18 protein-coding genes and 2 pseudogenes are annotated in these 22,038 nt (G+C 68.0%); 12 read left to right on the forward strand and 8 right to left on the reverse strand.

The annotated features are described in order from the left end of the window. The first annotated feature begins 24 nt into the window (after positions 1 to 24). The 7 genes and pseudogenes from ABZ780_RS29320 to ABZ780_RS29350 all read left to right on the forward strand — a co-directional run bounded on the left by ABZ780_RS29320 (position 25) and on the right by ABZ780_RS29350 (position 7,066). Positions 25 to 1,263 (forward strand): IS701 family transposase, encoded by a 1,239-nt coding sequence (locus ABZ780_RS29320; protein WP_357488152.1) that lies wholly within the window; start codon positions 25 to 27, stop codon positions 1,261 to 1,263. 596 nt (positions 1,264 to 1,859) lie between these two features. Next, on the forward strand, positions 1,860 to 3,647 hold the full coding sequence (gene ltrA / locus ABZ780_RS29325) for a group II intron reverse transcriptase/maturase (protein ID WP_357488127.1): 1,788 nt from the start codon (positions 1,860 to 1,862) through the stop codon (positions 3,645 to 3,647). 58 nt (positions 3,648 to 3,705) lie between these two features. Next, positions 3,706 to 4,161: pseudogene (locus ABZ780_RS29330) on the forward strand (DUF932 domain-containing protein); the annotation flags it as partial. Positions 4,162 to 4,346: 185 nt separating this feature from the next. Beyond that, positions 4,347 to 4,682 (forward strand): hypothetical protein, encoded by a 336-nt coding sequence (locus ABZ780_RS29335; RefSeq protein ID WP_357488128.1) that lies wholly within the window; start codon positions 4,347 to 4,349, stop codon positions 4,680 to 4,682. Beyond that, on the forward strand, positions 4,679 to 5,125 hold the full coding sequence (locus ABZ780_RS29340) for a hypothetical protein (protein ID WP_357488129.1): 447 nt from the start codon (positions 4,679 to 4,681) through the stop codon (positions 5,123 to 5,125). The genes ABZ780_RS29335 and ABZ780_RS29340 overlap by 4 nt, the downstream gene beginning before the upstream one ends. A 99-nt stretch (positions 5,126 to 5,224) precedes the next feature. Continuing rightward, a complete protein-coding gene (locus ABZ780_RS29345) occupies positions 5,225 to 5,554 on the forward strand; it encodes a hypothetical protein (protein WP_357488130.1) in 330 nt (109 codons plus the stop codon). Between the two features lie 468 nt (positions 5,555 to 6,022). Next, a complete protein-coding gene (locus ABZ780_RS29350; protein ID WP_357488131.1) occupies positions 6,023 to 7,066 on the forward strand; it encodes a C40 family peptidase in 1,044 nt (347 codons plus the stop codon). 237 nt (positions 7,067 to 7,303) lie between these two features. Here ABZ780_RS29350 and ABZ780_RS29355 read toward each other — a convergent pair whose 3' ends face one another. Together ABZ780_RS29355 and ABZ780_RS29360 are read right to left on the reverse strand one after the other, a co-directional pair. Next, entirely contained in the window at positions 7,304 to 7,906 is a 603-nt protein-coding gene (locus ABZ780_RS29355) for a helix-turn-helix domain-containing protein (RefSeq protein WP_357488132.1), read from the reverse strand. 73 nt (positions 7,907 to 7,979) lie between these two features. Then, positions 7,980 to 8,771, reverse strand: a complete 792-nt coding sequence (locus ABZ780_RS29360; RefSeq protein ID WP_357488153.1) for an SDR family NAD(P)-dependent oxidoreductase — start codon at positions 8,769 to 8,771, stop codon at positions 7,980 to 7,982. Here ABZ780_RS29360 and ABZ780_RS29365 point away from each other — a divergent pair. Continuing rightward, a complete protein-coding gene (locus ABZ780_RS29365; protein ID WP_357488154.1) occupies positions 8,658 to 9,005 on the forward strand; it encodes a hypothetical protein in 348 nt (115 codons plus the stop codon). The genes ABZ780_RS29360 and ABZ780_RS29365 overlap by 114 nt on opposite strands. Positions 9,006 to 9,035: 30 nt before the next feature. Here ABZ780_RS29365 and ABZ780_RS29370 read toward each other — a convergent pair whose 3' ends face one another. Beyond that, a complete protein-coding gene (locus tag ABZ780_RS29370; RefSeq protein ID WP_357488133.1) occupies positions 9,036 to 11,762 on the reverse strand; it encodes a transcriptional regulator in 2,727 nt (908 codons plus the stop codon). Between the two features lie 160 nt (positions 11,763 to 11,922). Here ABZ780_RS29370 and ABZ780_RS29375 point away from each other — a divergent pair, with 160 nt between their 5' ends. Then, entirely contained in the window at positions 11,923 to 13,860 is a 1,938-nt protein-coding gene (locus ABZ780_RS29375; protein WP_357488134.1) for a hypothetical protein, read from the forward strand. 259 nt (positions 13,861 to 14,119) lie between these two features. Here ABZ780_RS29375 and gdhA read toward each other — a convergent pair whose 3' ends face one another. From gdhA to ABZ780_RS29390, 3 genes are all read right to left on the reverse strand, one after another. Then, entirely contained in the window at positions 14,120 to 15,466 is a 1,347-nt protein-coding gene (gene gdhA / locus ABZ780_RS29380) for an NADP-specific glutamate dehydrogenase (protein ID WP_357012906.1), read from the reverse strand. A 776-nt stretch (positions 15,467 to 16,242) separates the two neighbouring features. Beyond that, on the reverse strand, positions 16,243 to 17,682 hold the full coding sequence (locus ABZ780_RS29385) for an MFS transporter (RefSeq protein WP_357488135.1): 1,440 nt from the start codon (positions 17,680 to 17,682) through the stop codon (positions 16,243 to 16,245). Positions 17,683 to 17,728: 46 nt separating this feature from the next. Continuing rightward, positions 17,729 to 19,153, reverse strand: coding sequence for an aldehyde dehydrogenase (locus ABZ780_RS29390; RefSeq protein WP_357488136.1), 1,425 nt, complete (start codon positions 19,151 to 19,153; stop codon positions 17,729 to 17,731). Between the two features lie 221 nt (positions 19,154 to 19,374). Between ABZ780_RS29390 and ABZ780_RS29395 the strand changes: the two genes are divergently transcribed. Together ABZ780_RS29395 and ABZ780_RS29400 are read left to right on the forward strand one after the other, a co-directional pair. Beyond that, the gene (locus ABZ780_RS29395) at positions 19,375 to 19,923 is read left to right on the forward strand and encodes a helix-turn-helix domain-containing protein (RefSeq protein ID WP_357488137.1); all 549 of its coding nucleotides are present in this window, start codon (positions 19,375 to 19,377) and stop codon (positions 19,921 to 19,923) included. Between the two features lie 238 nt (positions 19,924 to 20,161). Next, positions 20,162 to 20,389: a transposase family protein gene (locus ABZ780_RS29400; RefSeq protein ID WP_357488138.1), complete on the forward strand. Its 228-nt coding sequence runs from the start codon at positions 20,162 to 20,164 to the stop codon at positions 20,387 to 20,389. A 161-nt stretch (positions 20,390 to 20,550) separates the two neighbouring features. Here ABZ780_RS29400 and ABZ780_RS29405 read toward each other — a convergent pair whose 3' ends face one another. Continuing rightward, positions 20,551 to 21,057 (reverse strand): carboxymuconolactone decarboxylase family protein, encoded by a 507-nt coding sequence (locus ABZ780_RS29405; RefSeq protein ID WP_357488139.1) that lies wholly within the window; start codon positions 21,055 to 21,057, stop codon positions 20,551 to 20,553. Between the two features lie 123 nt (positions 21,058 to 21,180). Here ABZ780_RS29405 and ABZ780_RS29410 point away from each other — a divergent pair. After that, a pseudogene (locus ABZ780_RS29410) lies at positions 21,181 to 21,426 on the forward strand (transposase family protein); the annotation flags it as partial. 301 nt (positions 21,427 to 21,727) lie between these two features. Here the strand turns inward: ABZ780_RS29410 and ABZ780_RS29415 are convergent. Beyond that, positions 21,728 to 22,036, reverse strand: coding sequence for a hypothetical protein (locus tag ABZ780_RS29415; protein WP_357488140.1), 309 nt, complete (start codon positions 22,034 to 22,036; stop codon positions 21,728 to 21,730). Positions 22,037 to 22,038: the final 2 nt, after the last annotated feature.

Here is a 22,038-nt window from a genome sequence, read left to right on the forward strand (position 1 = left end):
TGGTTGGGGCTGTTCGACGAGCTGATGGACGTGGTCGGGTCGTGCTTCGGTCGGCCTGAGTCCCGCCGGCGGGTGCGGGACTTCATGGCCGGGCTGCTGGCACCGCTGCCGACCAAGAACTGTTGGACGATCGCGGAACACGCCGGTGATGACGGGCCAGGAGGAATGCAGGACCTGATCGGTCGGGCCAGGTGGGACGACGCGCAGGTCCGCGCCGACGTGCGGGACTTCGTCGCGGTCAAACTCGGGCATCCGGATGGTGTGCTGCTGATCGACGAGACCGGTGACCTGAAGAAGGGCGTGCACACCGTCGGGGTGCAACGGCAGTACTCCGGTACCGCCGGGAAGATCGAGAACTGCCAGCTCGCGGTGCACCTGTCCTATGCCTCACCACAAGGTCACACCCTGCTCGACGTCGCTCTCTACCTGCCGAAATCGTGGACCGACGACCCCGAGCGACGGACGGAGGCCGGGGTGCCCGACACCGTCGGCTTCGCCACGAAACCGCAGCTGGCACGCCGGCTGATCGACACCGCCCTCGCGGGCGGGTTGCCATGCCGGTGGGTTGCCGGCGACGAAGCCTACGGCGGTGACCCGCACCTGGCCGCGGCGTTACGCGACCATCGACTCGGCTACGTCCTCGCGGTCGCCTGCTCGCACCCCGTCCCGACCGGACTGGGCATCCAGCGAGCAGACCAGATCGCCGCCGACCTGCCGACACGGGCGTGGCAGCGGATCTCGGCCGGCCAGGGGGCGAAGGGCCACCGCTACTACGACTGGGCGTTCATCACCCTGCCCCTGGCCGCCGATGAGCACGACGGTCACCACTGGCTGCTGATCCGCCGCAACCGCACCACCGGTGAGCTGGCGTTCTACCGCTGTTGGTCGCCCCACCTCGTCCCCCTGCACCACTTGGTCGCCGTCGCCGGCAAACGGTGGAGCATTGAGGAATCGTTCCAGGCCACCAAAACCGGCCTCGGCCTGGACCAGCACCAACACCGCCGCTGGCGGGCCTGGCACCGCTGGACCACCCTCGTCATCGCCGCCCACGCGTTCCTCGCCGCCGCCGCAGCGGCCAGCACCACCAGCCCAGACGGCCTGATCCCGATCACCGTCAACGAACTCCGACGGCTGTTCCACGCCCTGATCATCGAACCCGCCCGACGCGTCGGCGACGTCATCGCCTGGTCCATCTTCCGACGCCAACACCAAGCCGAAGCCAAGATCAGCCACTACGCCCGACAAGCCCTCACCGAACCCTGAAACAGATCTCCTGCTGGAGTACTAGGAGGCGTGCGGTTCTGGTAACGGAGCCGTGCGGAGCCCTCCGATAAAGAGACCTCAAGGCTGGGTGGGCCATCACCTGGCACAAGGTAAGGGGAAGGACCGAAGGATGAATGAGAGTGAACCTCTGACGAGGCCTCGTCAACGACTACGCCGCATGGTGCAGAACACGGCGGTAGGGCTATGGCTGCAAAGCCGACGTGCCGGCCAGTTACTAGCGCAACGGTCGGACGGTCACCACGGCCCCGGGGTATAGGAGGCATCCTCCCGGTCCGCATCTGGACGGAGTGGAACAGGACAACCCCGTAGTGGTCCAGGTCAGCCTGGTAAGCCGGAGGCAACGAAGGCCGAAATCCGCTGCGGGCGAAGGAGAGTCCGAGAAGCGAACGCCACTGGGGCGAAAGCCCAGGGAAAACGACGGAACGCAGGGCACCTTGGCCCTCCGTCCATAACCCGGTGGATACGGGCAACTGCCCGGCCCGAAAGGGAGCTGACGCGGACTTGGTGGACCTTTGAAGAGGGCAACGCACAGCAGTCAGCATCAAGAAACCCGATTAGACGCAAAGGAGGTCGACATGACCGCAGCTGTGGCCGTAGAGGCCTCTGGAGTGAAGAAGGACTTGAACGACACCCAGCTCTGGCACAGCATCGACTGGGCCAAGGCCGAGGATGACGTACGGCGGCTGAGGCAACGCATCTTCAAGGCGACACAGGAAAACGACCTGAAGAAGGTCAGGAATCTGCAGAGGCTGATGCTGCGCTCCCGCAGCAACCTGGTGGTCTCCATCAGGCGGGTAACGCAACGCAGCATGGGCCGCCGCACACCCGGCGTAGACGGGTTCACAGCACTGCGGGACATCGACAGGGGAAGGTTGCTCAGGCAACTCTCCGGGAAACCGACGTTCAGCAAGCTGCCAGTGCGGCGGGTGCACATCCCGAAGGCGAACGGCAAGATGCGACCACTCGGCATCCCGACCATGAGGGACCGGGTCGAGCAGGCCAGGGTGAAAAACGCCCTGGAGCCGGAATGGGAGGCGCGTTTCGAAGGGCGAAGCTACGGCTTCAGGCCCGGACGAGGGTGCCACGACGCGGTCGAGCGGATCTTCAAGACGGTGTCGCGGAAAGACGCCCGCAGACTGTGGGTGCTGGACGCGGACCTGTCGAGTGCGTTCGACCGAATCAACCACGATCGCCTGCTGGAGGCCATCGGCGATTTTCCTGCCCGCAGGGAGATCGAGGGCTGGCTCAAGGCTGGGGTGATGGAGCACGGGCGCTTCGCCCCTACAGAGGACGGCACTCCGCAAGGCGGCGTGATCAGCCCTCTGTTGCTCAACATCGCACTACACGGTATGGGAACGGCCGCAGGGGATGATCCTAATCTCACCACAGAGCAACGGCTGTGGAGGAACAGCCCCTTCCTGATCCGGTACGCCGACGACTTCGTGGTGCTGTGCACCACGCAGGAGGAGGCGCTGAAGATCAAAGCGAACCTGGCCACCTGGCTGGAACCCAGAGGTCTGGCGTTCAACGAGGAGAAGACCAAGGTCGTCCACCTCGATGAAGGCTTCGACTTCCTGGGCTTCAACGTCAGGCGGTACGACGGAAAGCTCCTGATCAAGCCGAGCAAGGACGCGGTCAAGAGGGTCAAGACAAAGATCCGGGAGATCGTCAAGGAGATGGCCACAGCCACCACCGGCGATCTCATCCGGCGTCTCAACCCTCTGATCAAGGGATGGACCACCTACTACTGCCACGCTGTGTCCAGCTGGACCTTCGACGGTCTGGAGAACTGGATGTACTGGCGGATGATGCGGTGGGCCAAACGGCGGCACCCGATGAAGAGCACGGACTGGATCGTGCACAACTACTTCGGGCGCTTCAATCCCACCCGCCAGGACAAGTGGGTCTTCGGCGAGAAGGAGACCGGCGCGCATCTACGAAAGTTCTCCTGGACGCACATCCGCAGGCACGTGATGGTGAAGGACTCGGCCTCCAAGGACGACCCGGCACTGTCAACGTACTGGGCCGAGCGCACCAGGAAGGGCACGTACCCCCAGACAGACCGGCAGCTGAACGTCTACCTGGCTGCCCGGCAGAAAGGCCTGTGCCCGCTGTGCGGGCTGGACCTGATCGAAGGGGCCGCATACGAGCCCGACAGCGTCCGCGAGTGGGCCGACTGGTTCCTCGCGACCGCCAGAACTGTCAACGCGCACCACCTGACCTACCGCTCACGCGGAGGATCAGATCACAACTCCAACCGTGTACTCATCCACTCCGACTGCCACCGGAAGCACCACGCTTCCGCTGACAGTCATGATTCCCAAGTGCCGCCCCCAGGGGTCCGCTTGAGCCGGATGCGATGAGAGTCGCACGTCCGGTTCTGAGGGGGGCCTCTGCCTGAGAGGGCAGGGGCCTACCCGACACACCCAACGCGCCGCGTTCGCCCACTCCGCCGGGCACTACACGTTCCGGCACACCTCCAACGTCAACTCGCAGATCAGCCAGGCCCGTGAGGCGCTGGGCCTGATGTGGACGTACATGGAGACCTTCGAGAAGGCCGCCGAGCGGATGCTGCAGACCGAGTTGACCATGCGCGAGTTCGAGAAGGTCGTCGCCGAGGTGTGGCCGGTCAAGGACAACGCGTCCGAGCAAACCAAGAACAACGCCAAGCAGCGCCTCGGCACCCTCAAGTACCTGATCCGCGAGGCCGACACCCAGAAGGCGATCACCGGCACCCGGTGGGCCGGCTACCAGGCCATCACCGAGTACCTCGACCACTACCAGCCCGCCAAGAACGAGACCGCCCGCGCCAACCGGGTGCTCACCGGCAACGTCGGCGAGCTGAAGGTGACCGCCTTCGACCTGCTGAAGGTCTGACCGCACCTCGACCCCTCGGGGCAGCGGTCCGCCGGCCGCTGCCCCGGCCCGCACAGGACGGACACACCCATGGCACAGCCGAGCACCACCCAGCGCAGATCAGACCGGACGGGCCACCGATGATCCGCCACATCCGTCACCCCCGCGATTTTCGACAGTCGGTGTGCGGCCTGCCCGCTGCCGACGTGCAGCGGTGGGAGACCGATGACCCGCCGCGCGTCGAGGTCACCTGCGAGGACTGCTACACCCTGCTCCCCGAAGCGCGACGACCCGACGACGCCAACCACCCACCCGGGGACCCGACACTCATCGACACGCTGCGGCGCATCGTCGCCAACCGTCAGCACGCCAAGATCGACGGCGTCCTCGTCGACCTGTGGTCGGCCAGCGTCACCGTCCTCATCTGGGACCACCTCCGCGACGACAAACGGCAACAGCTGCTGACCCTGCCGTCACACGAGCTGATCCTGCGCTGCACCGCGATCTACACCCGCGTCACCGCGAAGAAGGACCACCAGTGACCGGCCCCCGCCGACCCCAGTGGTTCCACTTCGGGCCGTGGGTCTTCTCCATCGACGCCGCGCAAGCGCTGATCGCGGCCTCACCCCACGACACCCGCCCCCTGGACGTGCCGGCGTGGGCCGCCGCGTACGGCCTTACGCATCTTGACAACCCCAACCCGTGGTTAACCAGCCTCATCGGCCCGACCGACACCGCCGTCAACCGGACCTACGCCATGACCACCGACCTGACCCAGCCGCTGATCGTGGCGCAGATCAGCGTCAACAAAGCACCGCCTGGCCCGCTGCTCATCGACGGAACCCACCGCCTCTACCGCGCCTGGCGCGAGCACGTACCGCGGCTGCCGGCCTACGTGCTCACCGTCGAGGAGACCCGCCAGATCCAGGACGACCGGCTCCTCGGACCAGGCGGAACGTCCACCATCCCACCGCCGAACCGATGACGGCCTGACACCACCCATCCCCACCTCGTACGCCTCGGAAGCCGCCCTACACCGGCGGCGACCGAGGCGTACGCCCATCCACCCCTTGCGGAGGAACCCGTGACGCACACGCCACCGTGGCGCAGGGTCTGCGACTGCCGCTGCATCCTTCACCACCGCCAGCCGCGCACCACCTACAACGAGTCCGGCTGCGCCTGCACCATCACCTGCACCACCCAGCCGATCACCTTGCTGACCAACCAATGGGGCCGCGCACTGTTCCCCGACCAGGGCGGCGACCTCTGGCAGGTCCCCGCCATGGCCAACGGCACCTGGGACTGGGACCGCGCCACCGAGATCGACACCCGGGCCGACGTCTACAGCATCGGCCTCGTCATCGACCACCTGCTCCGCCAAGCCGCCAACGTCCTCGGCGCACTGCCCGACTAACAGTGACCGCTCAAGGTGGGCCGCCCTCGTGGGCGGCCCACGACCTTTTCGTGCTTCACGACCAGAGGAGACATCTACGCACACCGCACCTACCGCAACGCCCGCGAGCGCACCTGCGACTGCCGCTGCCGCTGCCCGATCCCACCACGGCCAGCCGCGCTCGACTACAACAACCCCGACTGCCACTGCCTGGCCACCCGCGCCAGCCAACCCATGACCTTGCTTGCCCCACAGATCAACGGCGCCGCGTTCCTCGACCTCGACGGGCCCTCTGGTACGCCTGGAGCCCGGCCACTGGGACTGGCGCTACGCCACCTGCGTCGACGTGGGCCACCCACTGTTCCCGGCCAGCACCCTGATCACCGGACTCCTGCGCGAGACCCACGCCGGACTACTCCCCCTTCACTACCGCCTCTAGAACGCGCGTCGCGGCCACCGGCCGGACACCGCACGCAGACCAGCCCTTTCTTGCTATCCCGAGAGGTCATCGCCACGACAAAGATCATCATCGGCGTCGTCACCGTCGTCGTCATCGCCTGCTTCGGCCTGCCCCTCCTGCTGCTGACCTCCGTCACCGGCGGCGGTCCCGGCGGGTGCGCCATCGCTGCCCCGCCCGCCCTCCGCCCCTCCGGGCAGCCGCCCGGCCCCGGCCGATGGGACACCGAGCACCTCGACATCGCCGCCACGATCATCGACGTCGGGGTCGCCAAAGGCGTCCCCCGCTGGGGCTGGATCGTCGCGGTCGCCACCGCCATGCAGGAATCCGGCCTACGCAACCTGCCCCACCTCGGCAACCGCAACGACCACGACTCCCTCGGCGTGTTCCAGCAACGCCCCAGCCAAGGCTGGGGCACCATCGCACAACTGTCCGATCCCGCCTACCAGGCCGGCACGTTCTTCGACAAACTCCAGACCGTGCCCGGCTGGCAGACGATGCCCCTCACCCGGGCCGCGCAAGCCGTCCAGTCCTCCGCGTTCCCCGACGCCTACGCCACATGGACCGACGACGCCCTGCACCTCGTGGAGCAGTTGACCAACACCCTCGCCGACTGCACCGTCGACGCCCTCGACGCGCTCCCCTCCGGGTTCGCGCTACCCGCCAACACCCCACCCGCCGCAGCGACCGCCATCGCCTGGGCCGTGAACCAACTCGGCACGCCCTACCACTTCGGCGGCACCTGCACCGACCCGCACTCCGGCGACCCCGACAAACAATGCGACTGCTCCTCGCTCATGCAATCGGCCTACCGGGCCGCCGGCATCCCCATCCCACGCGTCACCACCGACCAGGTCAACGCCGGAAAGCCGGTAGCTGACCCGACGCTCCTGCTGCCGGGCGACCTCGTGTTCATCCCCGGTAGCCGAGGCACCATGGCCAACCCCCGCCACGTCGGCATGTACATCGGGCAGGAACTGATCATCCAGGCGCCACGAACCGGCGACACGGTCAAGATCTCGCGACTGAACAACTGGTCCGGCCAGATCGCCGCCATCAGGCGGGTTGGGCTGTAGGAGCCGCAATCGCGCTCCACAGCGCGGTACCTCACGCGACGGCCACGGCGACTCTCGCCAACCCTTCGAATCGGTACACCGCATAGCAGCTCTGGCTCATAGCCCACCCCCTCGTTGTCGGAAGCGAGGAAAGCCGGCGATCGTCTGGTTGTGTCCGCAACGCACAGATGATCATGCGGTGGCCGCCCTTATTCCCGCGGGATCGAGGTGGTCACCTCACGAACGGTGCCTGCCACGCTAAGCAGCCAGGGAGGCAAGGATTATCTCTCGGGCTGCTCGGACCGTAGCCCCGAAGGCGGCCGGATCCCGGCCGATACGTTCCGCGCCAGCGCGCATGACACCGGACAGCAACTCCACTGCGAGGTGCGGGTCGCCGACGTCGCGGAATTCACCGCGCGCCATCCCGTCCCGGACAACGTATTCCACCTCGACCACGATGGCGTGGAACGGGTTGTCCGGCCCCTTGGGCGCCTCGGCGGTCGGCATGCGGGTACCCGGCCGGAACATCAGGTGCATGGCCGGATCCGTGAACGCCTCCAGGACCTCCTGGATGATTTCCAGCATGCGCTGCGCTGCCGGCTCCGCGGTACGCGCGGCGATTGCGGTTACCCGCTCGACCGTGGGCCGGCCTCTACGCTCGGACAACGCCAGGATCAGGGCGCTCTTGTCGGTCGCATAGTTGTACAGGGTGTTGCGCGCGAGCCCGGCCCGGGCGGCGATGTGGCCCATGTTGATCGATTCGTAGTCGCGTTCGAGCAGCAATTCCCGTATCGCCTCGGCGAGGCTGGCCCACACCAGTTCGTGGTGCTCCTCGATGTTGACTCCCCGGATACGCGGCATCCGATCATCCTCCTTCGCTGGAGTCGCGCCTGCCCCGAGTGTGTCGTGCTCGTTGCGCAAGGGAGGTCGGTGACTACGCGGTGACTTGCTTCGGGTAATGGCGGCGCAGGTTGGCGGCGAGAATGCGGTCGAGCGTGCGGTCGGACAGTATCCGGGTCAGAGGGATGATCATGGCGGCATCCCGGCCGGCGGTGTAGCGGGCACGCGGCTTGCGGGTCGTCACGGCCTTCACGATGATCCGGGCGGCGGCATCGGCGGTCAGGCCTGATGCGGTGCCCGAGGCCATCAGGGCGTTGTTCGCCTGGACCAGACCGCCGTAGCGCTCGACCTGCTCTGGCGTCATCCGCGCGGCCAGGTCGTTTGCCGTGGCGACCCCGCGGGTGGCCATCTCCGTGCGGACGCCGCCGGGCTCAACCACGACCACGTGTACGCCCAGCGGCGCGACCTCCCGACGCAATGAGTCGCTGACCGCCTCCAGGGCGAACTTCGCGCCGGCGTACGCGCCGTAGGTGGCCATGGCGGCCCGGCCGCCGATCGAACTGATATTGATCACTCGACCCTTGCTGCGCAACAGGGCTGGCAGGAGCGCCTGGGTGACGGCGATGTGGCCGAACAGGTTGACCTCGAACACCCACCGCCACTGCTCCATGGGCAATGTTTCGACCGGCCCGTTCACCTGGATGCCGGCGTTGTTGACAAGCGCGTGCAACTCGCGAGGGTCTGCGGCGACCCGGGCGGCGAGCGCGTTCACGTGCTCGGACTCGGTGATGTCAAGGATGACCGGTTCAACGCCGGCCGCCCGGATGGCGTCGCCATCACGATCGCGTCGTACGCCAGCCAGGACGTGGAATCCCCGGCGAGCCAGTTCGTGGGCGGCTGCCGCGCCCAGGCCCGTGGAGGCTCCGGTCACGACGACCAGCTTCTGGGTTTCGCCGCCCGTACCCGTGGTCATTGCCTGCTTCGTCACGACGCCATACTCCTTTATGCGACGGCCTGTCGCAAACGTTACGACGATCTGTCGCCAAAACCAGCTTTACGGGAGCGTGCCGATGCGCAGGCCGTACGAGGTGCAGCCAACGGACCAGGCAAACGGCGTTGAAACGTGCACGGGACGACCAGGCGGAGACAGTCAGTTCTCGTCCAAGCTGCTTCGCAGCTGAGTGGCGAGCGCGATGGTGTCGTCGTGCGGTTCGGCGTCGAGGTCGGCGAGGGCTTTGGTCAGTGCGCGCAGCAGGGTTCGAATGCCGTCGGCGTCGCCGAGGGCGTGTCGGGCGTGCATCGCCTTGACGTAGAGGGCCTCGTTGTAACGGTCGAGACCGATGGCCTTGGCGAGCAGGTCGGATGCGGCCTGCGGGTTGCTGTCGAGCAGGTCGTCGGCAAGCAGGAGATGTGCTTCGGTGCCCCAGCGGCGGACCGTTTCGCGGTGGGGTTGCAGCCATTCGTAGTCCTGACCTTCCGCGAGAGGTGCGGTGTAGAGGTCGCAGGCGGCGGTGAGGAGTTCGCGGCGGCGCGGTCCGGTGGCGATGGTGGCGCTGCGCATCAGGTCGCGCAGGGTCCACACGTCGACGTCCACGCTCGCCGGGTCGAGTAGGTAGCGTCCTGCGGATTTGATGACGTAGGCGTTCTTTGTCGCGGCGGTTCCGGCGCGGCCGAGGACGTGTCGTAGGTTCGAGGCGTTGGTGTGGACGCGTTGGTCGGCTTGGCTGATGCGGGCGTCGGGTTCGAGGTATTCGCCGATGTCACGGGTGCTGGCTCCGTCGGGGTGCACGGCGAGGTAGACCGCGAGTTCCAGGGCTTTGGCTCGCAGCGGTCGGCCTTCTGCGGTGATGCCTTCGATGCGCGGTGCGCCGAGCACGCGCAGCCGCGCCCGTCCCGACAGGGCGTCGGCGGTGGGTGTGACGACGGTCGGGGTAGCCGGGTCCGTGGCGGTGGCCATGGTCTCGGTGCGGCTGGCGTGTAGGGGCACGATCGTGACCGGTACGGCTGTTGAGGTGCTGGCGGGCTGTTCGCCGGTCTGCGCCTCGCGGAGCGTGGTCAGGATCTGGAGGGCGGCGGCCGGTTCGAGCACGGGCAGCCGCGGTGGCACCGGGTCAGCGGGCTGCCCGGAGAGGAGCGTGGCGTGTCCGTCCGGGGTGACCTCGACGGTGGCGCCGTGGGCCCATTCGCCAAGTAGCAGCGCGGACATGTGCAGGCCTTCGCCCAGGGCGAGGGCGACCTTGGCGCGCATGCGGGCACTGGCTGGCGGGGTTCCGGTGACGAGTACGACCGGCGGTAGGGCTTCCTCGTCGGGCGCTGTCCGTCGCAGCTCGTCCAGGTCGGTCAGGGCGTGCTCATCGAGGATGCGGCTGCGGTGCAGCAGCTGGGACTCGATGACGGTGAGCGCGTCGTTGATGCTGTCGGTCACGTACAGGCGCGGCCATGGGTTGAGGGTCACCGCGTCCGGTCCGAGCAGCGTGGTCAGGATGGCGGCGTCGATGACGACCTCGCCGCGGGCGTCGGGGTGGTGCGGGCCGCCGGAGGCCAGCACGGCGACGAGGGCGGCGCGGGCGGCAGCGTGGGCGCCGTCTCCGACGATTCCGGTTCCGCCGCCCGGCAGTAACCCGAGGTCGGGTGCGAGAGCGAGCGGCGGGCTGTCGTCGCTGCTCGCATCCGCCGGCTCGGGATCATGGGCGGCCACAGCGCGGCGGACCTGGACGACGGTCGGGGGCAGTTCGGTGGGCGGATCATCGTCGGGCTCGGAGGTGTATCGACGGCGGCGTTGGAGCCAAACCATTGCGGCGGCGGCGCTGATGGCGGCGGCGAGGGACCAGGGCAGCCAACCGGAGTCCGACAGATCCACACCCTGGTCGTCTGTGGCCGTAGGACTGTTCGTGGCGGGCGGCGACGTGGCGGGGTTGGAGACCCCTGACGACGGCGCCGGCGACGAAACGGACCCGCTTGGGGCTGCGGACGGCGTGGTGGTGGGAGTGCCGGCCGATGGCGGGGGCGCGGGTGGCGCAACGGCGGGATCGGGCGGGTCCGGTGCGGCGCTCGGCGATGAGGGTGGTGTAGCAGGCCGGTCCGACCGGGGGGTGGGGGGTGTGGCGGCTTGTGGTGGGCGGGCGTCGGTAGGGAGGCGCAGCTCCCAGCCGGGGTAGATGAGGTCGCAGTCGCGCAGGACACCGCCGACTGGGAAGTGGCGGTGTTTGTTCAGGCGGCAGACCTCCGGCCACCGGCTCGCGTCGCCGAGCCACTCCTTGGCGACCTTGGACAGGGTGTCGTGTCGCTCGACGGTGTAGAGGTAGCGCTGGTCGGCGACGTGGATGATGGCGGGTCCGCGGGCTGCGGCTTGCCGGGGAACATCGGCGCGCTCGGTCGCAGCGACGGGCGTGGAGGGTCGATTTGAGTGTGGCGCCGCGTCGAGGGAGCCGGCGGGGGTGACGGCGAGCGCGGCGGTGCCGGCCAGACCGAACACGAGCCGGTGCAACGGGGTTGGCAGCCTGAGTAGGGGGATGCGCCACCGGGTCACCGCCGCGAGGATCTCGGCGAGCAGGAGCAGTGTGAACACGCCCCACAGCAGCCACATCGCCCAGAGGGCCGCGCCGATGAGGAAGTCCGGGGTGAACCGTCCACTGGAGCGCGCGAACCAGTCGGGGATCTGCGACCAGGCCGGCAGCCGGCGCAGCGGGTTCCCACCCGCGGTCCACAGCAGCGCGGGAACGGCGACCAGGAAGAGGCCGGCGCCGATGACGCCGCGAACAGCCCCGCCGAGGGATGGTCTCGCGCGTCGCGGCAGCGATTCTGAGGGGATGCGGACGGTGGGTCGTGCACCGTACTCGGCGAGTTTGTCGTCTCTGCCCCGGCGCGTCTGCGGCACCTGTCCCCCTGCGGTTGATCCCCCGATCTTCTTCGGATACACGAGGGTGAGTGTCTCTGGCTATCCCATCGGGAGAGATTCTCACCATCCGCGTACAACGAGTCACGTTCAGCGGATCATGGTTGACACCCGGTCGCCCTCACCGGCGAGACTGCCCCTCATGCCAAGCGGGGGCACTGTGTTGTCGATCGACCTCAGCTCGTCGGCCATCGCGGCCACTGTCAGCCGCCACGGCCTGAAGATCCCCATCCTCATCGACGGTCGCCTCGTCATGCCGCCCGGCGCCGCCATCGGCCCCACAGGGGAGATCTACCTCGGCCTCGACGCCACGGCCGCGATGTCGCTGCCCGCCGACCACCGGTTCGTCGACAACCCGACTGACCTCCTCGGCCGGCCCACCAACACCGCCGACGCGGCGCAACCCGACCCGGTGGATCTGCTCGCCACCGTGCTGCGCCACGTCACCCATCACGCTGCCGTCCACGTCAACGGGCCGATCACCGCGCTCACCGTCACCGTTCCATCGAGCTGGGGACCGCGCCGCTGCGGACACGTCAACGAGGCTGCAACCCGCGCAGGGTTTCCACCTCCGGCCCTGGTCACCGCACCCGCCGCCCTCGCCGCATACGCCACAATGCTCGGCGCCACCGTGCCGGCAGGCTCCTGCGTGCTCGTATGCCAGGCAGACCGCGAACCGGCGACCCTCACCGTCCTGCAAACCGCTACCGACGGCTACCGCGAACTCGCGACACATCAGATCAGCCTCGACCAGGGCCTCGACCACCTCATCGCCCAACGCGTCGTCGCGATGGCAACCATCGACGCCGACCCGCTCCGAGCGGCGATGACCGCAGCCGGAAGCGATGAAGCGGGCGACGGGCGTGTTCTCCTGGAATCTGTTCGGGCCGCCAGAAGCCTGCTCGCGACCCACGACCAAGCAGCGATCCTGCTGCCCGCGCCCCGCTCACCCGCCGTCATCACCCGTCACGACGTCACGGCCGCCGCGCAGCCCTTCCTCGACCAGATCCCCGGCGCAGTCGACGGGCTCCTCGACGCGGCCGACGTCGACACCACACACCTCGCCGCCGTCGTCCTCAGACCAGCCCTCGGCGTACCCGCGCTGGCCGAAGCGCTCACCGCAGCTGCCGGCAAACCCCCTACGCTCATCGACCACCCCCACGCCCTCGCCGATGGGGCGCTCTGCCTCACCACCACCCACCAATCAGGCCCCGCAGCCGCCGCACAGCTACCCCGCGTCCGCCTACGCATCAGCGACCTCACCGGCGCCCTGCTCCTCGGTGCCTGTTCCCTGGCCCTGCTCCTGCAAGCCGTCCTCACCGCTTACATCTCCACCTACAGCACCTGGGTCGTCGGCGTCCGCACCTCACTACCGCAACTCGGCGCCGCCGGCGCACTCGTCATGCTCACCGCATTCGCCGTGGCGCACCTGGCACCCACCACCTGGCTCGCCGGAACACCCACCGCGTCAACACCCGAACCCACCACCGGCAGCCTCATCCGACGCGGATACCTCACCACCGCCGTCGGCGGCACCATCACCGCCGCGCTCTACGGCCTCGCCACCGGCACCGCCGTCGAATACGACTACACCCCCTACCTCACATGGACCCTCGGCGCCGCCCTACCCCTCGCAGCCTGCGCCGCCCTCATCGCCGCCACCGCACCCCGCATCCCCGCCGACGCACTACCCACCTGGCTCGCCCTGACCCGCCCCGCCATCACCCACGCGATCACCGCCACCGCCGGCATCTACCTCATGCGCGCCGCACTCACCCTCACCACACCCATCTCCACGAACACCACCGCCGCAATCGCCGGCAGCATCGGCGCAGCCCTCCTCGGGATAGCCACCGCCCTCACCATCAGCCGCAGCCGCACGATCCGCGCCATCACCGCACCCGGCCTCGCCATCGGCTACGCCCTCGTCTTCACCGTCGACACCACCGGCGCCCTCATCGTCGGCTACCTGGCCGCCCTCACCTGGTGGGGCATCCGACTCACCGCACACACCCTGCGGCTCGCCTTCCCCCAGCCAGGAACAGCGCTGCGCCGCCTCACCGACCGGACGGGCGGCTGAAGAACGGGAAGCCTCTCGGCCGCTACCACCGCACCGACAGCGCGATGACGACGACCAATCGCTTTGACCATCTGCGCAGCGTCTACGTCGGTAGCAGCAGATCCTCGACCCATTACTCGTCCACGCTTTCCTAATACTCCGGCAGGAGATCGGAATTAACGGCGTTGGGTGAGAATCGTCGTAATGGGCGGGATCGGCGGATGAGGGCGCGGGATTCCCCGGCCCTGCCCAGCATCCTCGCTACGGGTACGCCGCCGTCTCAGATGAGGCCGTGGGCGAGCATCGCCTCGGCGACGAGCCGGAAGCCGTCGATGTTGGCTCCAGCGACGTAGTTGCCCGGCATGCCGTACTCGTCGGCGGTGGCGTAGCAGCGGGCGTGGATGGTCTGCATGACTTCCCGCAGCCGCTGCTCAGAATGGTCGAAGGTCCACGAGTCGCGGCTGGCGTTTTGCTGCATTTCCAGCGCGCTTGCCGCGACTCCGCCGGCGTTGGCCGCCTTACCGGGCGCGAACCGCACCCCGGCCTCGGCGAAACTCCGCACCGCCTCCGGCGTGGTGGGCATGTTAGCCCCCTCCACCACGGTGGTGCAGCCACCCGAGATCAGGCTGAGCGCGTCGGCGGCCGTGAGTTCGTTCTGCGTCGCACAGGGGATCGCCACGTGGCAGGGCACCTCCCAGATCGGGCGACCGGCGACGAACGTGGCGTGCGGATGGGCCTCGACGTATTCGTCGATCCGTGCCCGGCGGACCTCCTTGACCTGCTTAAGCACCTCGACGTTGATTCCCTTTTCGTCGTGGACATAGCCAGAGGAGTCCGAGCATGCCACCACAATGCCACCGAGCTGATGCACCTTTTCGATCGCGTAGATCGCCACGTTGCCCGAGCCGGAGACCACCACCCGCTTTCCGTCGAGGCTGTCGCCGCCATCGGCGCGTAGCATCTCCTCGGCGAAGAACACCGCACCGTAGCCGGTAGCCTCCCGGCGCACCTGGGCACCGCCGTAACTGAGGCCTTTGCCGGTCAGCACCCCGGACTCGTACCGGTTGGTGATCCGCTTGTACTGCCCGAACAGGTAACCGATCTCTCGGCCACCGACTCCGATGTCGCCGGCTGGCACGTCCGTGTACTCGCCGATGTGCCGGTATAGCTCGGTCATGAACGATTGGCAGAACCGCATCACCTCCCGATCGGAGCGGCCCTTGGGGTCGAAGTCCGACCCCCCCTTGCCGCCGCCGATCGGCATGCCAGTCAACGCGTTCTTGAACAGTTGTTCGAAACCGAGGAACTTCACGATCCCCAGATAGACCGACGGGTGGAAGCGAAGACCTCCCTTGTACGGGCCTAGTGCGCTGTTGAACTCCACCCGGAAGCCGCGGTTGATGCGGACCTCACCGCGATCGTCCTCCCATGGCACCCGGAAGATGATCTGCCGCTCCGGCTCGCAGATCCGCTCAATGATCTTCGCGTCGGCGTACTCGGGATGCCTCTCCAGGGCCGGCGCCACACTGTCGAGCACCTCCCGCACCGCTTGGTGGAATTCGAACTCGCCAGGGTTGCGCCGCACCACCGAGGTGAAGATCGACTCAAGCTTGTCCTGTACCGACACGAATACTCCTCGGTGTGCAACCATGGCCGGTTTGCGGCGGCACGCTAGGCGCCCTACGGGTCACCCCTCACCGCACGACCACTTCAAGAGCGTTGCTGTAGAACGACCTGTCGTGGTACGGCTGCTTCGGCGTGTTGAGCGAGAAGCTCCGGCAGGACGAGGTCTTCTCACGGACCTTGTCCTTGCCGGCGCTTCGTCGTCGTTCAGTTTGACATTCCCAGTTGCTGGTCCGTTATCGGCGGTGCCGTTTGGCGAGGTGACGGGTGTGCCGTAGCCCACTGGCGTTGCTGGTCGGGTGTCGGAAAACCGGTCGCCGCCGGGCCGGGGTCGACAGCGGTCGTCCTGGCGCTCGCTGCGGCGACGGCGGCGGGGATGAGTAGTGATACAGCGGTTCGACGATCTGGCGGGTCTGCACCAACGCCGACCCGCAGGCCCTCGACTCGGCGATTGGAACGTGCGCCAATCATGGTCGCCGTCGCCGTCCTGCTGGCCCAACTGCTGGCTCTCGTTAAGCTCACCCGGGACAGCCGCCCCACCTGGGTGCCAGCCACCGAGGATCGCGGCGAGGGCATCTTCCTGCGACTGGACGAGACCACCGTCGCCGCCTGCGAATCCGACGGGAAACAATCGCCGAAATCGTGGCGCGCGTCGGGGGGTGCTCAATTATCGAATCTCATTCCACGTGAACCGCGGCTCACGCTACTTGGTCGGCGTACGGGACCAGGGCCGATTCGGTGACATCCCGTCCGCCGCCCCCTGGTCCGACGCGCCCTCGCCTACGCACGCCGCGCGACCAGCGGGGCCGGTGCCACACCGCTCGCGCCCGTGCGGGACGCTCGGCGGACGGCGGGCACGACAAGCGCCGCCACCACTGCCGCGAGCGAGGTGACGGTCAGCATCTCGAACCCGTGGGTGAACCCGGACTCGTACGGCAGACCGTCCGGGCGCAGGTGGCCGGTGACGATGCTGCTCATCACGGCCGCTCCGATCGATCCACCGATGGTCCGGATGTTCGCGTTCATCCCCGCCGCCACACCGGTCTGCGCGGCCGAGACGTTCTGCACGATCAGGTTCGTCATGGACGCGTATGCCAGGCCGATGCCGATCCCGAACACGGTCGAGGCGACCACGATCTGCCAGCGTGCGTCGTGGGCCACGGCGAGCAGGGCGCACGCGGCCACGCTGAACGCGGAGCCCGCGGCGAGTTGTGCCTTACCACTGAGGATCCGCTCCATCCGGCCGCTGACGATGCCGGTCAGGAACATGGCGACGAGCATCGGCACCAGCAACAGCCCCGCCTCGGTGACGCTGGCCCCGAACCCATAGCCCGCGACCGTCGGGGTCTGCACGAACTGCGGCAGGAACGCGAGGATGGCGAACATGCCCGCGCCGAAGAGCAGCGCGACCAGGTTGGTGGTCCACACCGCCGGCAGGCGCATCACCCGCATGTCGATGAGCGGGTTGGTCGAACGGGTCTCGGTGATCACCCAGGAGACCAGGACGAGCACCGCGAAGAGCAGGAGACCGAGGACCTTACCCGAGGTCCAACCCCACGCCGGGGCCTTGCTGACCGCCAGCATCAGCGCGACGAGCCACCCGGACAGCAGTACGGTGGCGAGCCAGTTGATCCGGCCCGGCGTCCGTACGGGCGACTCCGGCACGAGGAAGTGCGCCGCCACGGCCGTCGCGATCAGCATGACCATGGGGATCCAGAAGAGCCCACGATAGCCGAAGGCGCCGACGATCGGCCCGGCGAGCACGGTGCCCAGTCCTCCGCCGGCGGCGAGCAGGGCCGACATCGCCCCGATCGCCGACGTGGTCCGGGCCGCCGGGAACTCGTCCCGGATGATCCCGAACGACAGCGGGAAGACGGCACCACCGACACCCTGCACGATCCTGGCCACGATGAGCACGCCGATGTTCGGCGCGATGACGGCCAGCAGGCAGCCGGCGATGAGCGCGACCAGGGAGACGACGAACATCCGCTCCTTGCCGACCATGTCACCGATCCGTCCGAGGATCGGCGTGAAGACCGACGCGGAGAGCAGGTACGCCGTCAGCACCCAGGTCACGGTGTTCTGCGAGGTGTGCAGGTCGTGCTGGATCGTCGACAGCACCGGGCTGACGAGCGACTGCAGCATCGCGAAGAAGCCGGCGCCGGCCGCGAGGATGGCGAATGTGGTCCGGTAGGGGGTACGGGTGGTGGTCCGAGCCACGAAAAGACTCCAGTTCTCGGTGGTGGGGAGCGGACAGCGCTCCTACTCAGACCGCGATGGTCTTGTGCTCCACGTACTGGGCCAGGCCGACGGCTCCGAACTCGCGGCCGACACCGCTGCCCTTGTAGCCGCCGAAGGGCGCGTCGAAGCCCGGGTCGGCGCCGTTGACGGTGAAGAAGCCGGTACGGATCCGGCGGGCGAGCGCCAGGCCACGCTCGACGTCGGCCGTCCACACCCCACCGCCGAGCCCGTACGGGGAGTCGTTGGCGATGCGTACCGCGTCGTCCTCGTCCTCGTAGGCGATGACGACGAGGACCGGTCCGAAGATCTCCTCCTGGGCGATGCGCATGCCGTTGTCGACGTCGGCGAAGACCGTCGGCCGTACGTAGTAACCGCCCTCGAGCCCTTCCGGCACCTCGGGACCGCCGGTGACGAGACGCGCCCCCTCGGAGATGCCGAGTTCGATGTAGCTGCGGACCCGCTGCTGCTGGTCGGCGCGGACCATCGGGCCGATCCACGTACCCGGGTCGGCGGGGTCTCCCACGACGAGGCTCTCCGTCATGGTCTTCACGGCCTCGACGATCTCCTCGTAGCGGCTGCGCGGGGCCAGGATCCGGGTGTGCGCGACGCAGGATTCGCCGTTGTTGCCGAACGACAGGAACTTGAGTCCCTCGACCACGGCCGCGAGGTCCGCGTCCGGCAGGATGATCGTCGCGGACTTGCCGCCCAGCTCCAGGCTCACCCGCTTGAGCTGCTGGCCCGCCACGGACGCGATCGTGCGCCCGGCGGCGGTCGATCCGGTGAAGGCGACCTTGTCTACGTCGGGGTGCGCGACGAGATACGCGCTCGTCTCCCGGCCCGCCGGCAGGATGCTGACCACGCCCTCCGGCAGCCCAACCTGCTCGAAGATCTCGCCCAGCACCAGCGCGTCCAGCGCGGTCTCGGGCGAGGCCTTCAGGATGACCGTGCAGCCCGCCAGCAACGCCGGAATCATCTTCACCAGGGCCGACTGGTGCGGGGCGTTCCACGGGATGACCGCGGCGACCACACCGACCGGCTCGCGCCGGATCAGCGGGCCGGATTCGGTTGCCCGTTCCTCCCACCCGAAGGCCTCGGCGGCCCGCAGGTAGGCGCCGGTCTGCTCCGCCAGTGCGTGCAGCGTCCACCGGGTGAACCACGACGCGGAGCCGTTCTCCGAAGTGATCAACGCGGCCAGTTCGTCGGCCCGCGCCGCGTGTAGTTCGTTGAATCGGGCGATGACCGCCTGGCGTTCCTGCGGCGTCATCCGGGGCCACGGCCCGTCGTCGAAGGCCTTGCGCGCGGCGGCGACCGCCCGGTCGACGTCGGCCGGTGAGGCCTCGGCGGCCCGCCCCACCAGCGACTTGTCGTGCGGCGAGTGGACGTCGAGCAGGCCGCCCTCGGCGGGCGCGACCCATTGGCCACCAACGTAGAGCTTGTCGTGAACAATCACGGCGATTACTCCCTTATTGCTGGTTTTGCGCCGATTCGTAATCGGCGTCTGGACTGCGGCCCCGCCGCGTACGCGTTCCGCGTCGCGATCATCAAGGGCACAACGTTGTGGCGTGTTGTGCGGCTAGGCACCACACGAACGTAGCACTTAACTTGGGTCCCGCCACTAGCATGTGCAGCTAGCCGCGTGACCTGCCACACAGGGGTAGAGTTGACGGCACTATGAGAGCCGACGCAGCCCGTAACCTCGACACGGTCCTCCACGTGGGTGCTCGACTACTCGCGCAGGATCCGGCCACGAGCATCGCCACGATCGCTGCCACGGCCGGCGTCGACCGGCGCACCGTCTACCGCCGATTCGCCACCCGGGAGGCCCTGCTCGCCGGGGTCTACCAGGCCAAGCTCGACGCCTCCGAGCGCGCGCTCGACGACGCCCGGCTGACGGAGGCGCCGGTCGCGGTGGCCCTGCACCGCTATGTGGAGGGCGTCATCCCGGTCATCCGGCGCTGGTCGATCCAGGTCCTCAAGCCAATGATGAACATGGACGTCGAGGCCGCGGCCCGGAGCAAGCAACTCGGCGAGCGGCTCGACCGGTTCATCCAGCGCGCCACCGACGAGGGGCTACTCCGCGCCGACCTGCCACCGGGCTGGGCCAGGACGCTGCTGGACCAACTCGTGAACGCCGCCGCGGAAAACTTTCCCGACCTGGCCGCCGCACCCGCCGCCGACCTGGTCGTCGACGCGCTGTTGCGCGGCATCGGGCGAAGCTGACGGGCAGGCACTGTCCGAACCGCTTCGGCGGCGGGGCCGGCGACCGGTTGGGTCTAGCGGTAACCACCCCGGGCGTTGCGCTCCGCCTGGGCGTGCCACCAACGAGGCGGGGTCGGCCCGGCCGCGAACACGACACCACCGCCGTACGTGCCCACACCGAGATCCTGCCCCTCCCTGACCGCGGACGGAGCCGACCTGCGAACCCTCGGCGATCTGGGCTCCGAAGGGCTGGCCAACATTGTCACCGTCGCGTTTCAAGAAGCCCAAGAACGGTCGGCTCACCCTCGTCCAGCAGCAGTTCAACAAGGCACACAGCAGCCTGCGCGCGATCGGCGAACGCGGGAACTCGCTACTCCAGATGACCTTTAAAGCGCTTCGCAACGTCAGCCGCGACCCGTGGCGGATCGGGAAGATCGTCGCTGTCGCGCTGACCATCCTCCATATCGATCATGATTTCACCACATGACGACCGTCAGTAGTCAGCCCCTTGCTCGGAATGGCTCATCATCATGCCAGTTCAAGGCTTCAGGGCCCCGTCGGGGCGCGTACCGCCTCGACCACCGCCCGTCGGGCGCACTGCGGCCCCCGGACCCGCCGCCCCGCACACCACCAACACCCCTGAAACCCTTACTTACCAGGGTCTGAGCGTTCCGGGTTCTCTGCGAAGACCTGGGCCGCGACCTGGTAGCCGTCGAACGCGCGTGCTACGCCAGCGTAGGCCGCGACCTGAAGAAAGACTTCGGCGATCTCTTCCTTGGTAGCGCCGGCGTTGAGCGCGATGCGGAGTTGACCACGGAGGGGCTCCAGGACGCCGAGTGTCGCCGCGATGGTGACGGACACCAGTGCCCGCGTCCGTGTATCTAGGTGCTCGGTGCGCGGCCAGACGTCGCCAAAGGCGTGCATCGTCGCGATCCGTTTGAAGTCTGCGCCGTTAGCTGGCTCACCAGGGGTGGCGCCAAGAAAGCGCTCCAAGCGGAAGCCCAGCAGACGCTCAGCCGTGTCCAGGGCGGCGGCGTACCCCGGGTCTGTCGCCGCAAATGCCGGATGATCCGTCGTCACGATGCTTACTCTTCCATGCACAAGGACGAAGCAGGCGATATCCGGCATTTCGAAGGGTGACTGAAGGTCGCGCACCTCAGTCGAGCTGATCAAGGAAGAGCGAGCCTTCTGACTACGGCCACGTCCGCAACATCGATGAGGACTGAGGAAGACAGCGCTTACCGTAGTTGCCGCACCCCAGGGCCCACCCCGTGCGTGGATCTATGGTGGTCGGCCAAGCGCGACAACCACGACGGCGACATTCAGATCATCACCGTCGCGGACGGCTGGCCGATCTGGACCTCCGAGGTACGACCCGGCCGCGAGCACGACACCACCGCCGCATGCACCCACACCGAGATCCTCCCAGCGCTCCGTGACGCCGCTGGTTACCCGCGCACCCTCGGGGACCTGGGCTACGAGGGCGAGTCGGACACCATCACCGTGGCCTTCAAGAAACCGAAGCGCTCGTCCTGCTGCACGTCGAGCACTCTCGCGCCACATGATCACCCCTAGTGATCAAACGGTTGCTCGGAATGGCTCACTGATCTCCCGCATGGCCTGCGGCGCGCGCATCGATCTGGTGCGCTCGCGCTGAACCGGCGTAGACGAGCGTCACGGTCGCGCCGTCTTGGCTCGCGGACAGTGACTCCTGGACCAGCTACGCCGGCTCGACATTCGCGAGCTACTCGACCGACTCGCCACCCGGCACTCACCAGACGCGCGGCCCCCTCCAAACGCCAAGCTGCCCAGCAGGCTGACCGGCTCAGACGCCCGCAGTCGGCAGCCCACCAGCGTCGGCCACCTCCGCCCAGCCCGGCCAACGCAGCGGTAACCCGGCCGCGTCCCGGCCACGCGGCATGCGCAGCCCCACCAGGTCACCGGCCGACACCCCGGCCACCGTCAACTCCGCCGCCCGTTCCTCGACGCTGCTGACCAGTTCCGCGTAGGTGAGGTCACCCGCGCCATCGACCAGTGCCGCAGCCGAGGGCAGGTGCTGGGCCTGCGCAAGGATCGCCTGCCACAGTGGCCCCTCCCCCACCGGCGATGTGCGGATGTCGATGGCCTGACTCATGA

Origin of the sequence: Micromonospora sp. NPDC047467, from assembly GCF_040643095.1 — a bacterium.
GTDB lineage: Bacteria > Actinomycetota > Actinomycetes > Mycobacteriales > Micromonosporaceae > Micromonospora.

Coding starts and splice junctions, on each gene's coding strand:
- ABZ780_RS29355 (WP_357488132.1), bottom strand. CDS start 7,906: ATGCCGCGTATCCGGGGAGTCAACATCGAGGAGCACCACGAACTGGTG.
- ABZ780_RS29415 (WP_357488140.1), bottom strand. CDS start 22,036: ATGAGTCAGGCCATCGACATCCGCACATCGCCGGTGGGGGAGGGGCCA.
- ABZ780_RS29375 (WP_357488134.1), top strand. CDS start 11,923: ATGCCAAGCGGGGGCACTGTGTTGTCGATCGACCTCAGCTCGTCGGCC.
- ABZ780_RS29320 (WP_357488152.1), top strand. CDS start 25: ATGGACGTGGTCGGGTCGTGCTTCGGTCGGCCTGAGTCCCGCCGGCGG.
- ltrA (WP_357488127.1), top strand. CDS start 1,860: ATGACCGCAGCTGTGGCCGTAGAGGCCTCTGGAGTGAAGAAGGACTTG.
- ABZ780_RS29395 (WP_357488137.1), top strand. CDS start 19,375: ATGAGAGCCGACGCAGCCCGTAACCTCGACACGGTCCTCCACGTGGGT.